We start from the raw sequence: 475 nt of genomic DNA on the forward strand, positions 1-475 counted from the left end.
GCAGGCGGCGGGCGTAGGGCAGACTGGCTTCCCCGTCCCGGCGCGGCACGGCGTCGCGAATGGCGGCCAGTTCCACGGAGAGCGCCTTGAAGRCCGGCTCGCGGCGCAGTTGGCTTTCCGTGGCACCCGAGAGCAGGGACAGCTCGTTCAGGCCGAGGCCGGGCCGCTGCTCGCGCAGGCGGCGGGCGTAGGGCAGACTGGCTTCCCCGTCCCGGCGCGGCACGGCGTCGCGAATGGCGGCCAGTTCCACGGGGAGCGTCTTGAAGGCCGGCTCGCCGCGCAGATGGCTTTCCGTGGTGCCCGAGAGCAGGGACAGCTCGCTCAGGCTGAGGCCGGGCCGCTGCTCGTGCAGGCGGCGGGCGTAGGGCAGATTGGCTTCCCCGTCCAGGCGCGGCACGGCGTCGCGAATGGTGGCCAGTTCCACGGGGAGCGCCTTGAAGGCCGGCTCGCGGCGCAGATGGGTTTCCAAAGTGCC

The 475-nt window shown here is 73.0% G+C and carries 1 protein-coding gene; it reads right to left on the reverse strand.

All coding sequences use genetic code 11. From position 1 onward, the window contains the following. Positions 1-475, reverse strand: a 475-nt coding sequence (locus tag AC1DQ3_RS36765; protein ID WP_477124987.1) for a hypothetical protein, incomplete at both ends; no start/stop codon positions are given.

This window comes from Cupriavidus sp. 01T418 (genome assembly GCF_056398885.1).